General features: G+C 32.4%; 12 protein-coding genes. 1 reads left to right on the top strand and 11 read right to left on the bottom strand.

Features of this window, described 5'->3' with window-relative positions:
- Window positions 1–94: 94 nt before the first annotated feature.
- From JF259_RS03620 to JF259_RS03605, 4 genes are all read right to left on the bottom strand, one after another.
- On the bottom strand, window positions 95–838 hold the full coding sequence (locus JF259_RS03620; RefSeq protein ID WP_199113816.1) for a DJ-1/PfpI family protein: 744 nt from the start codon (window positions 836–838) through the stop codon (window positions 95–97).
- 183 nt (window positions 839–1,021) lie between these two features.
- Window positions 1,022–2,296, bottom strand: a complete 1,275-nt coding sequence (locus JF259_RS03615; RefSeq protein WP_199113463.1) for an NAD(P)/FAD-dependent oxidoreductase — start codon at window positions 2,294–2,296, stop codon at window positions 1,022–1,024.
- A gap of 78 nt (window positions 2,297–2,374) precedes the next feature.
- The gene (locus tag JF259_RS03610; protein WP_199113461.1) at window positions 2,375–2,944 is read right to left on the bottom strand and encodes a Crp/Fnr family transcriptional regulator; all 570 of its coding nucleotides are present in this window, start codon (window positions 2,942–2,944) and stop codon (window positions 2,375–2,377) included.
- 128 nt (window positions 2,945–3,072) lie between these two features.
- A complete protein-coding gene (locus JF259_RS03605) occupies window positions 3,073–3,720 on the bottom strand; it encodes a porin family protein (RefSeq protein WP_199113459.1) in 648 nt (215 codons plus the stop codon).
- 769 nt (window positions 3,721–4,489) lie between these two features.
- Between JF259_RS03605 and JF259_RS03600 the strand changes: the two genes are divergently transcribed.
- Window positions 4,490–5,620: a N(5)-(carboxyethyl)ornithine synthase gene (locus JF259_RS03600; RefSeq protein WP_233164087.1), complete on the top strand. Its 1,131-nt coding sequence runs from the start codon at window positions 4,490–4,492 to the stop codon at window positions 5,618–5,620.
- A gap of 432 nt (window positions 5,621–6,052) precedes the next feature.
- Here the strand turns inward: JF259_RS03600 and JF259_RS03595 are convergent, their stop codons facing one another.
- The 7 genes from JF259_RS03595 to JF259_RS03565 all read right to left on the bottom strand — a co-directional run bounded on the left by JF259_RS03595 (window position 6,053) and on the right by JF259_RS03565 (window position 12,552).
- The gene (locus JF259_RS03595) at window positions 6,053–6,490 is read right to left on the bottom strand and encodes a hypothetical protein (RefSeq protein ID WP_199113455.1); all 438 of its coding nucleotides are present in this window, start codon (window positions 6,488–6,490) and stop codon (window positions 6,053–6,055) included.
- 300 nt (window positions 6,491–6,790) lie between these two features.
- Window positions 6,791–7,201, bottom strand: coding sequence for a hypothetical protein (locus JF259_RS03590; RefSeq protein ID WP_199113453.1), 411 nt, complete (start codon window positions 7,199–7,201; stop codon window positions 6,791–6,793).
- A 179-nt stretch (window positions 7,202–7,380) separates the two neighbouring features.
- Window positions 7,381–7,602 (bottom strand): PLD nuclease N-terminal domain-containing protein, encoded by a 222-nt coding sequence (locus JF259_RS03585; RefSeq protein WP_199113451.1) that lies wholly within the window; start codon window positions 7,600–7,602, stop codon window positions 7,381–7,383.
- A 1,152-nt stretch (window positions 7,603–8,754) separates the two neighbouring features.
- Window positions 8,755–9,042, bottom strand: a complete 288-nt coding sequence (locus tag JF259_RS03580; protein WP_199113449.1) for a type II toxin-antitoxin system RelE/ParE family toxin — start codon at window positions 9,040–9,042, stop codon at window positions 8,755–8,757.
- The gene (locus JF259_RS03575; RefSeq protein ID WP_199113447.1) at window positions 9,035–9,274 is read right to left on the bottom strand and encodes a ribbon-helix-helix domain-containing protein; all 240 of its coding nucleotides are present in this window, start codon (window positions 9,272–9,274) and stop codon (window positions 9,035–9,037) included. The genes JF259_RS03580 and JF259_RS03575 overlap by 8 nt, the downstream gene beginning before the upstream one ends.
- A gap of 1,000 nt (window positions 9,275–10,274) precedes the next feature.
- Window positions 10,275–11,816, bottom strand: coding sequence for a glycerol-3-phosphate dehydrogenase/oxidase (locus JF259_RS03570; protein WP_199113445.1), 1,542 nt, complete (start codon window positions 11,814–11,816; stop codon window positions 10,275–10,277).
- Window positions 11,806–12,552 carry a glycerophosphodiester phosphodiesterase family protein gene (locus JF259_RS03565; RefSeq protein ID WP_317192061.1) on the bottom strand — a complete coding sequence of 249 codons (747 nt, stop codon included), beginning with the start codon at window positions 12,550–12,552 and terminating at the stop codon, window positions 11,806–11,808. The genes JF259_RS03570 and JF259_RS03565 overlap by 11 nt, the downstream gene beginning before the upstream one ends.
- Between the last annotated feature and the right edge of the window lie 143 nt (window positions 12,553–12,695).

Here is a 12,695-nt window from a genome sequence, read left to right as displayed (position 1 = left end):
AATTTAAACACTAAATTTAGCAAATACAAACCGAATAGAAAATCCGTGAAGATATTCTAGATAAAAGATAGAAACAATGCACTAAATAACTTATTTACAATGGTTCGTTAATTTCTTTGTAATTCTGAAGTCGGTCAAGGTACAAATAGCTTTCTATAAACTTTCTGTGTTCCATACTTGTCATTTTCTCCAATAAATTCAATGCAGAAATGTAACTTGCTAAATTGCCATTCGAGGAACTGAATTTCCCATCTTCGACAAAGGTTACCAGACTGTCGTTTTGAACTTTTAAATTCGGGAAGTCCTTTTGTAATTGTTCACCCCCACCTATCCAGGTAACAATTTTGTGTCCGTCGGCAATACCCGATTTACCTATTAGCTGCGCCCCTGCACAATTACTAACAATATATTTTGTCTCAGTATTTTTCTCTTTTATAAAATCTACAATTTTGTTATTATGTACTTGTGCATACATATCATAAGCACTAGGCACAAACAAAGCTGTTAGTTTTGGACAATTTTCAAAAGTGTAATCAGGAACAAAGTGCATCCCTTCTTCTGTGGTAATCGGGCTTTTCGTCTCTGCAATAGCTATGACGTTAAAAAGCTGTTTGCCATTTTTGTCCGGTTTCCCAAAAACATCAGAAGTCGCTATAACCTCTCCCTGTAAAACACCGTTAAACATAAGAAGGCCTATTGTTGGCAATTCTAACTTGAAAGGCTTTAGGTGTTTAGTTAGTGTATCAGATTGCGACGTAACTTGATTAACATCCTCAACTTTAGCATTGTTTTTTGATCTCTCGGTATTACAACTAGTAACCATGGTTAGAAAAACCATTACTGTTATTAATTTAACTTTTTTCACACGTTTAAATTTTAGTAATTAATTGATTTTATTGCAATTATAAAATTAAGAACGTGTGCAACCACTCCTTACACTCGTTCTCTCATTAAAAATTTTAAACATTTCCTTTTGTGAAAAAATGCTTAAATTTTGTTAATGTTCGTTTCATAGTCTTCTTTATTTATTAGTTCTTTCTGTTGGTTTAATTATCATTCTAAAATATTGGTCTTTGTATATATAGTACCCCAGCCAGTTGTACAATGTCCTTACTTTGTTTTTAAAATTGACCAGTCCCATGATATGTACAAAAATCCAAATTAACCAAGCCCCAAAACCTTTTACAGAATGGGTTTGTTTCGGAAAGTCCAATACAGCCTTGTTTCTTCCTATTATGGCCAAAGAACCTTTATCGTTATACAGAAATGGTTTCCAGTTATTGTTTTTCCTATTTAGGTTATCAGCCAGGTTCTTTGCCTGTTGCAGTGCTGGTTGTGCTAATTGCGGATGGCCATTGGGGTAATTTGTATCACCAAGAACCAAAGCACAATCTCCCAACGCATAGATATTGTTATAGGTATGGACTTGATTAAACTGATTTGTTTTTAATCTTTTACCCGCTCCAAAACTATCTTTTGAAAATCCCGAAAATGTTTTTGCCGAAACACCTGCAGCCCAAATAAGGTTTTTAGATTGAATTTTAATACCATTGGATAAATACACCGTTTCACCATCAAAATCCTTAACCAATGTATCCATCATTAAAGTAACGCCCAGCTCTATTAATTTTTTTGACGTATAATCTTGAGCACTTTTGGACATAGCTGCCAAAACGGAAGATTGACCATCAATTAAATGAATTTCTCCAAGGTCTTTTTCTTTTAACTCAGGATAATCTTTCATTATAATTGAAGCCTTCATTTCTGCCAAAATACCCGAAAGCTCAACGCCAGTAGGGCCTGCTCCTGCAATAACAAAGCTTAGGTATTTTTTTCTTTCTTCGGCATTTTGAATTCTAGTAGCACGGTCTAACCGGGTTAGAATAACATTGCGAAGCGACAAGGCATCACTTATCGTTTTCATTGGCAAACTTTTTTCTGCAATGTTTTGGTTACCAAAAAAATTTGTCTCCGTCCCCGTAGCCATCACTAAAATGTCGTATTCCAATTCTCCGTTACTTAATAGTATTTTATTTTCTTCAGGAACAACGGCTTGAAGAGAACCAAGCCTAAAACGAACGTTCTTTAATTTTCGTAGAATCTTCCGAAACGGATAACTTATTGCTGAGGGTTCCATAAAGCCTGTGGATACCTGATAAATTAATGGCGGGAAAAAATTGTAATTATTACTGTCAACTAAAACAATTTCATAGTCCCCTGAATTCCCTAATCTTTTTACAAGTTCCAAACCTGCAAAACCACCTCCTACAACAACAAGTTTTTTAGTGTTTTTCATAGCCGCCTTTTACTACTTTTAACATAAAACAAAGGTAGCCAAATCAAATACAGCAAAAATTAAACTGGTTTAAGAAAGTTATTTTCTTTTAATTTCACTCAAATATTCTGGAGTTAAACCAAGGAAACTTGCTAAAAGGTATTGTGGTACACGCTGTACAAACTCTGGGAAATCATCTCGAAACCTAAAAAACATGTCTTCTTTAGAAAAGCTGTTTATATATTTTAAGCGCATTAATGCAGCGCCATAAGCGATTTCGTAAATGGTTCTAAAATACGTTTCCATTTTTGGAAATTTACATAACAGCTCCTGGTATTTTGAAAAGGATATTGCCAATACTTCTGAATGCTCGACTGCTTCAATATAGAAATTAGACGGTTTTTGATTTTGAAATGCTAAAAAATCTGTTAACCACCAATTTTCTATGGCAAACTGTATTGTTTTTTGGTTGCCCGAACCATCAATAAAATATAAACACAAACACCCCTTTACAACAAAGAATAGCTTATCACATCGCTTTCCGGCAGGCAATAAGGTTGCTTTTTTATTGTAAGAACAGGTATTGAAAAAGCCTACGATTTCCGATAATTCATTATCTGAAGAAGTTACATAGGCTTTTATATGGTCTATTAAAGTATGTTTTGTCATTTATGAGTAGGTTAAAATATACCTATTATTTTGTTGCGCGAAAATCCACAAGAATTTTACTATTAAGTAAACAAGACAGTCATTTATATGAATTTACTGCTATAAAATACAGCCGTTATTGGCAAACGTTATTTTATCCCTAAATTCCAACTCAATATTAGTTTTAAGGTATTGGTTTTTACGGTTCCATTCACTTGATTGGGAACGCCTCCTGTATCAATAAGTCCTAAATCATTTCTTAGTTCAACTACTAGTTCATTTTTTTTGTCAATACTAATATTTGCTCCAACTCCAGCGGATAAACCAAAATCAATTTTTTTCTGCTTTGTAACTAGGTTACTGTCATCATTAGGATACTTTTTATCAATTTTATTATCTATTAGATAATTAAAAAAAGGACCACCGTTTACGAAAAATTTAGAATTTTTAAACTCATGTTTCAACAAAATAGGGATATTTAAATGATCAAAGTTTTCATTATAATTTTCAGTTCCAGTTTCTTGAGCCTGATTATCATAGAAAGTTAATTCTAGTTTCTTAATTTTTCTCTCATAATTCAAATTTGCTCTTATAGACAAATTCTCCTTCAAATAATAATCCAAAGAAACACCAACTAGGTAACCAACTTTAAAATTATTGTATTTAGCATATTCATTTCCTCTAATATCTGGGTAATTTAATCCTGCATTAATTCCAATTTCTAATTTATTTTGAGCATTTAAATTGATTGAAAAAATAAATCCAATTACAATCAATAACAATTCTTTTTTGTTCATTTAACTTTAAAGTTTTGAGTAAGTTTTAATGTTTGCCAACTAGTTAGTAAACGCACTTTATTGCGTTTATTTTTCTTTCAAATATAGTTCTTTTTGTACAGCATTTCCAATACTGTGCAAAGTGCAGTGGCATACCGATAAAAATCTTAAAAATCAAGGTAGCAGGGCGAGCATATGGATGAAAATCTTGTTTGACTCCGAAGCAATGAGGGTGAGGTATTTTCATCCGTGGGTGTGAAAATTGTAGCATTTTCTTAGGGTTTTATCGTAATGGGATAGGCTACAATTTTAGGGAACAAGGGAATCTACACGGCAAAATAAAAGGGCTTGTGCAACGGGTTACCGTTAACTTACATTATTGCTTTTTATGTCCAAAATAGTACCCTATTATTACACCAATGATTCCAGTAAAAAGAGATGCAGCTTTGTCTAAATACTTAATCATAACATTGTCATTACCAGTCAACCCATCTAATTCCTTTTGATAAGGATAAATTATTAAAAATGAAATTATCCTTATAATCGTTTATTTCAAGGTATCTTTGACAAAGTATTATTTGTCTGTTGATATTAAATCTCTTCGTACTACTTCAGCGAATTCCAGAGGCTTTTTACTTTAAGTCTTTATTTTGATTAATGAACCCCTAGTGACCAACTTAATGCCTGATTGCTAGTAAGTAACTATCTAATAGTAATTTTAATATTACGCTTTGCTCATGTCATTACTGTGCAATTCGTGTTAATCTAACAACATATGACTTTTTTAAAAATGGGAGTAATTGGTACTTCAAAGAAAGAAGATGAAAGGCGAGTACCTATTCATCCAGCACATTTAAATAGACTTCCTGAACATATTCGAAGACAACTTATTTTTGAAGAAGGTTACGGAAAACCTTTCAACATAAAAGACAAAGATATCAGTGCCTTAACTGGAGGAGTTGCTTCAAGAGGTGAAATTTTAGCAGGCATAGGTTGTGCTATAATTGCCAAACCCATTTTATCAGATTTTAAAGAACTAAAAGATGGTGGTATTATTTGGGGTTATCCGCATTGTGCTCAAAATACACAAGTTACACAAACAGCTATAGATAAAAAATTAACTTTAATTGCTTTTGAAGATATGTATGTGTGGATTCCTAGCGGACAAATGGGAAGACATACATTTTATAAAAACAATGAAATGGCTGGATATAGCGCAGTTATACACGCATTGCAATTAAAGGGAATAGATGGTCATTATGGTAATCAGCGGAAGGTAATTATATTTAGTTTTGGTGCTGTAAGTAGAGGTGCTATTTACGCCTTAAAAGCGCATGGCTTTAGAGACATTACTATATGTATCCAAAGGCCAGATCATGAAGTAAGAGAAGAAGTCTTAAATGTACACTATGTTAGAGTTAGAAAAGGAAACGAAAACGAACCACGACTAATTGTTGTTGAACATGATGGTTCACAAAGACCATTATTAGATTTAATTAATGAATCTGAAATAATAATTAATGGTACATATCAGGATATAGACGATCCAATTGATTATGTAATAGAAGAAGAAAAATCGATGCTTAAACCTGGTTCACTTATTATTGATGTGAGTTGCGACGAAGGTATGGGTTTTTATTTCGCAAAACCTACCACTTTTAAAAAACCAATAATTGCTATAGATAATATTGATTACTACGCGGTAGATCATACACCAAGTTATTTTTGGGAAAGTGCTTCAAGATCTATTTCTGCAGCATTAATGGTACATGTACCATCTGTTATATCTGGTCGCGAGAGTTGGAATGAAAATAAGACCATAAAAAATGCTATAAATATTGATAAAGGTGTGATTGTAAAAGAACATATTCTACGATTCCAGAATCGTAACAAGAATTATCCACATAATGTGAAGGAATAACGAAACGATGTGTTTGGAAAAGAATTGTTGCGAATTTTAGGTTCTAAAAATTATTGCCAACGTTTGTGTGTATGATTTGCGGTTGAAAACCCGTAGGATTTTACACCAGCATATAGGTTTTTAAAATGTTTTGATTTTTAATTTTTGATTAGATATAGCATAAATGATACACATTGTGCCCGTTGCACAAGGTTTCAAATATATTTTAAAATTTCAATTATTGCACGAAACTTCTTATTTTTAAGAATGTAAGGTAAAAAACTATGCCAAGAGAAACTGTTCAACCAGTTCCAGTTTAAATTGCCGTGCCCCGGAATTAGGGCGCAAGAAATTTAAACAGCAAAATAAAAGCCCTTAAAAGGGCTTATTTGTATCTTATTTTTAGAACTTCAAGGACTTGTGCAACAGCTACCATTATTATGTAAGCCATTTTTATTCAGCGTTTAGTTTTTGATATTTATTGCCACAGCCCTCTATACATGCTGTATAATAAATTATTAAATTAGAATTTTCAATTAATACTCTATATTCAGCCGATGGATTGTCAGGGTCACATTCTTCTTCTGGAACTAATATATTATTATCAGAATAATTTGAATTGCGAACATTACCAGTAAAAGTTCCTCCAACTAAAGTTGATAATTGGCACAATGGTCCGTTGATAGTAAAAGTTCCATCGTTAGAAAACTCAATTGTCTTTTCACTTTCAATACTTTCATAAACGCCACTTCCGTCACCAGGGTCTTCAAAGGTTTCAATAAGTTTCCATTTTCCTATTAGTTCCGGATTAACAACATTTTTATTGGCATCGTCATTTGAACATGAGAAAATAACTCCCATAATCATTAAAATAATCAGTAAGTTTTTCATCTGTTTAAATTTTATTGTTTTAGAGGTCAGATGCGATGCCCAAATTATCATATTGGTTGGGTTTGCAACTTATTGTTAATGGGCATTTCATAATACTTTAGATTTGGTTAATAAATAGATACTGTTAAAGTTAAATGGTTGCGTAACTATTTTCAGCCCTTCGTTACTCTCGGCACACATATGAAAAGTAGGCGATTTCGAAACACGAAACTTTCGATTACCCACAAAGTTTGACACGAGATAAAACTTTAATTTTATTACCGTTTCGTCCATTTTTACATATATTGTTGTTTTTCGTTTTTATTTTTTTGAGGGTGTTATTGAAAACAATTCAATTCCTTTCTTATCAATTAATAATCTTATTATTCCGTGGTCATTTTTATACGGTAAGTTTATTTTTTTATAAGGATTTCTTAAGGCAATAAATTTTTTATCCACTTTGTATTCAAAAATTGAATCTCCAAAATATTCCATTCCAAATTTCGGGTCAATTTTCACAATTGAATCTTTTAAGGAAAAATCAAATTTATATTGGCCACTAGTTAGAATAGACATTAATTTTTTTCGTCCAATGGAATCTTTTTTGAATTCGGGAGTCATTCTAAAATCCGCAATTGAATATTTTCCGTTTAACTGTACTCCATTTTCTTTTTTAATCTGATTGCAAGAAAATATCAAAAAGGATAGGAAAATAAGAATAATTGTCTTCACAGTGTTTTTCGATAATTTATATGTCTTTTGTTTATTCAATGGTTTTTATAATAGGAGTGTCAGATCAACTTTTTCTATTCCGCATATTTTCATTAAAGTTTGAGTGAACAATTCTGACGTTACTTTTTCAATTCCATTTGCGCAATCGAGCCAAAAAGTCCAACGAATATGTTTTAAGTCTAACTAGTTTTATTCGTTGCTGATAATTTTTGCTTTCTTCCAATAATAAAATATAACAGAGCACCTAAAAAATTTCCAAGTAAGACAACTAATAGCCATACAATTTTATTGTTTCCAGAAAATTCATTTCTTAGAATGTCAATAAGAGCTATAGTAGTTGGCATAAAAACGAGTAATGCTAAAATTAGTTGAAAAGGTCCAATAGCTAAAAAATAGTTCATAATTTTTGTTTTAATTTATATCCGTAATTTTTGTCAGCATCAAAGCTAACGTTTATGGCTATGATTCCGTTGCAAGTGAAAATCCGAGGGATTATACGAGTAGGAATCATAGAATGATTAAAAGTAAGAAAAGTTTTTATTTAGGCAATAATTTAGCAATGGATTATAGCCTATGTTGCCATTTCGTTGTTTTTTCTGAGTTCAGATTACCCTATTAAATTTTGCTTTCCTTTTTCAACGTTTAATTGAGTTCGTTCAGCGTCTTATTCCGCAAACTAATTAAAAGTCAAAAGTCTTGTTTTAATCTTTTATTTGCATATTGTAACAAAAGCAGTTGGCATCCACCATAAATTCACTCCGAATGCTACAGATACGATTTCAAATCCTTGCGAAGTTTTTTCATTAAGTATTCTCTCAACGTCATTTTTTAATCCGTCTGTTGACCACATTGTACTTAGTTTAATTATTGAATAATTTTTCATTAAGTTCTGTATTTTTTGATTTTAGATATTAGTAGATAAAAACTGACATTTGTTACAGTTTTCTTATTCTTAATTTTGAGTTTTTCCGTCAATGAATGGCAGCTTGCTACATACGGCATCATTACCCTGTTTACCGTCTTTAGTTTCCGGATAAGGGGAACTTTTGTTCCTCATAATAACTTTCAGGATATAAATATAGATTAAAACTTACAACCGTTGTTTAGAGAAGCCTTCTTTCTATTAAAATGACATCTGGCAATTTTTTAAAACCTATAGTGTTGCTATAAATATGGTTTTCTTATAAATGCATCCAAAAGTGCATACCTGACACAGATTATCTTCAAAGACGAAAGGCAGGCATGACAAAGAGATTAAAGAGAATATGGGCGCGGCCTACCGATAAAACTCTTAAAAATCAAGGTAGCAGGGCTAGGCATAAGGATGAAAATCTTGTTTGACCCCGAAGCAATGAGGGGGAGGTATTTTCATCCGTGGGTGGAGGATACCGTAACATTTTCTTATATTTTTATCGTAAGCCTAGACTTTTTACTTGTTCATCCTGAGCTTGTCGAGATGCTCAGGACAGGTATGGTGTTCATGCTCGGCCGTACCGACCACACGAATCTTAGTTATTGGCAACAGTTTTTTAGGGTCTGTAACACTAATTCAGTTATAATTTTTCATTCAAATCTTGTCTCCCAACAATTGCCATTATTTCCACAATATTTTCATTTATTTTATAGTAAATACTATCAACTCCGCACACGCAACGTCTATATCCTTTTTTTATGTAATCTACCAATTCAAAGGAAAAAGGTCGTTCAGTAATAATGTCGAAATATTCAAAAAACGATTCGAAATATCTGTCCGCCTGAGTCATTCCAAATCTTTCAACTCCATAATGGTGAATCCGAATCAAGTCATTTTTTGCTTCGTTGGTTAATTTATATTTAACCATTTAACAAAGACTTTGATTGCTCTAAAATACTTTCTTTACTATCATTTGTAAATCCACTATTTTCAGCTTTTTCCAGCTTAGCTCGAATCCAGTCAATTTGAACTTGTTGATTTCTGGCTTGTCTAATCAAGTCGTTAACTAACTCACTTTTACTTGAATATTCTTTATTATCCACTTGGGCTTTTAACCATTCATCATTTGGTTTAGTAAATGATATACTTTGTCTTGACATAACTTTATTGTTTTTGATGTAAATATACACCAAAAACGAATCATTTGCAAATTATTTCCAACGTGTTTGTGTCGAGTAGACAAGGGGAGTTTCACCCCGAGCCTCTCACAGAACCGTACGTGATAGTCTCCCATCATACGGCGCATCTAATTTTATTTACAAATATAAGCTCATCCTTTTACAAGTTGGCAAAACGTAAATATAATTAACCCATCCCTTTGCTCCAGTTTCATTACAAAACCTTCATCGCTACTATAGTCTGGTCCGTCCCTGTACCAAGCATCTCTATTGTGCCTTTCACTTTGCATCTTAGCACAGGTTCCCGAGTTCCGTAAATAAGCCCGAATAAAGGTCATGCCTCCTAAATGACGCCTGCCGCTTAGCCAGTAAACAGGTAACCGCTAAACTTATCATGTTTGTCATACTTCAAACACTTTTGACAGAATGTTGCACTTTCTCGACACTTCTTCAGAGGTTCATTTGCATTCATCTCCTTTATCCATACCTGACCAAACTCTTGGATTGGTCGTTTCCATAACGCTCAATACCTTGACTCTTTACCAAAGCACCTTATGGGGTTTGATGCTCTCCCCTGTAAGACAACAATGGTGGGTCGGCTCCACCATCTTATTTACAGTTCACAATGAATTAATGTTGCCGCTCATTGCTTGCTCGACACACAATGAAACGTAGCGTGCAAAAAGGCACAACTTTTCGGGTTAACGCAGAGCCGAATTTTTATATTTTGTTTTTAATTTTTCTATTATAAAGCCCAAATTTAAAAATTTGGGGGGGTCATTGCAAATAAACACAACCTTTCGATTAAGCACTTATTAGCTTTGTTTTATACACCATGCTACCACTCATTTTGCTTTATTATAGTCAATTAATTTATTTTCTGTTTCAGGTTTTTGATATTTTCGTTAATAGTATATTACTTGTCTATAACCCCAAAATAATGAAACAAAATTTATAGTATATTAAAAATAACGTCTTCTAGTTAGCTTAATAAATATTGATTAGCGAGTTTTGTAAAACGAAGAATTTCTTTCTGTTTCCATTCATCACTAAGATTTAATTCTTGCTTAAAAATTTCGGCAACAATATTTGCAGATTGTAAACTAGCTTTTGCATCTAAAAACAAAAGTCGTGTGCGTCTGGCTAAAAAATCTTCAATTGTTTTTGCATCTTCATTTTGAATAGACCAAACTACTTGTCCCTTAATAATTTGATGCTCTGGATGTATTTTTTCTTTTAATTCAGGTCTTTTTTCAACTAAATCTAAAATTAAATCGGCATCTGTTCCGTAAACACCTAAAAAATCATTTGGTTTTATATTGGTTTTATGACCATGTATGTTTAAATACTCGGTACGTGATTTTACATGAGGTAAGCTAGCAATCATTGCAGCTTTATCAATGGTATCTTCGGCCATTTTACGATACGTTGTCCACTTTCCTCCGGCAATTGTTACCAAACCATTATTACTAACCTCTATAACATGTTCTCTAGAAATTGATTTTGTATCTTCTACATTTCCATTTTTTACCAAAGGACGTAAACCTACAAAAACACTTTTAACATCATCTCTAGTAGGATTTTTGGTTAAATATTTAGCTGTATGTTTTAGTAAAAAATCAATTTCTTCTTTTTGGGGCATTGGTTCGTATAAATATTCCTTTACTATCGTGTCCGTGGTTCCTACAATAATTTTATCATGCCATGGCACAGCAAATAACACACGTCCATCATTTGTTTCAGGAATCATAATAGCGGTATCTCCGGGTAAAAAACTTTTATCTAATACAATATGTACCCCTTGGCTACCAGTTATTATTTTGGATACAGTGCTGTCGTCCATATTTCTAATAGTATCAGAAAACACACCTGTGGCATTTACTATTGCTTTGGCTTTAACGGTAAATTGTTTGTTATTTATAGTGTCATTAATTTCTCCACCATTAATAATACCGTCTTTCGTTTTAGTAAAATTTAAAAATTCATGATAATTTAAAATAGTTGCTCCTTGCTCTTTTGCCGTTTGCATCATATTTATTAACAAACGGGTGTCATCAAACTGTCCATCGTGATAGATAACTCCACCACGTAAATCTTTTTGGGTTATAGTTGGTAATAAACGAACCGTTTCTTTTTTAGAAAGTAATTTAGAATCTCCAAAACCTTCTTTACCAGCTAACCAATCGTACATTTTTAAACCAATTCCATAAAAAGGACTTTCCCACCAATCATAAGTTGGGACTACAAATTTTAAATCGTGAACAATATGTGGCGCATTGTTTTTAAGTAAAGCACGTTCTTTTAAAGCTTCTAAAACTAGAGATACATTTCCTTGTTGTAGGTATCTAACTCCCCCATGTATTAACTTGGTGCTTTTACTAGAAGTTCCTTTTCCATAATCTTCTTTTTCTATTAAAAGTGTTTTGTAACCTCTTGAAGCAGCATCAATAGCAGCACCCATTCCGGTGGCACCTCCACCAATAATTAAGATATCCCAATTTGTATTTTCTATATTATTTGTCATTTATCATGTTTAATTGCTCTTTCATCCATCTGGGTCTATCTGTTGTTAATCCGTCTGGTAAAAAAGGAAGATATCGTTTAGCATGTTCTACTTTGTTAATGGTCCATAAATAAATTTCAAAGTTTTCTTGATGCATTGTTTTAAAAAATGATTTATTAGCTATTTCTCCAGCAAAAACATCAATTCCGTCTAAATTGTGTTGCTTAACTTTATTAATTATCTCCTTATATGAGGGTATATTTTTAGTGGTTTCTGAGTCGTAATCTAAATCTAGCAACCAAAGGCATTTATTGTTCGGGAATATTTTTTTAGTCATACAAATGGTTTCATAATTAAAAGAAATGAATTCCAATTGCTTCCAAATTTTAGTATTCCTTTTCTCTAATTTAACCAAAGCATTTTCGATTTCAGGTCCATCCTTAAGTTCAACAACCAATGTGCCATTTATAGGGATGGTTTTTAAAACTTGTTCTAGAGTGGGAATGAATTCGTTTTTCCATTGTTCTCCTTTAAATATACCCACATCTATAGCTGATAATTCCTCAAAATTATATTGATTTAATAATGTATCTACTTGATTGTATCTAATAGTTGTCTCATCGTGAAATACAACTATAATATTATCTTTTGTTAATCTTACATCAACTTCAACATAATGAATGTTTTGTGCCCAGGCTAAATTTACACTTGCCAATGTGTTTTCTGGAGCATCAAACGATGCACCTCTATGTGCAATAATTTTAAGGTTCTTTAAATTAGTTAATTGACTTAGGCATTTAACTACTAATATTTTTGATAAAGCATGGTTCGGTATTCACCATTCTGTTCAAAAGGTTGTCAAAAATGTTTTCTTTCATGAAGCTTCTATTAAAGCGATAA

Origin of the sequence: Snuella sedimenti (assembly GCF_016428595.1) — a bacterium.
Lineage (GTDB): Bacteria > Bacteroidota > Bacteroidia > Flavobacteriales > Flavobacteriaceae > Snuella > Snuella sedimenti.
This window is presented reverse-complemented; position numbering and strand designations above follow the sequence as displayed.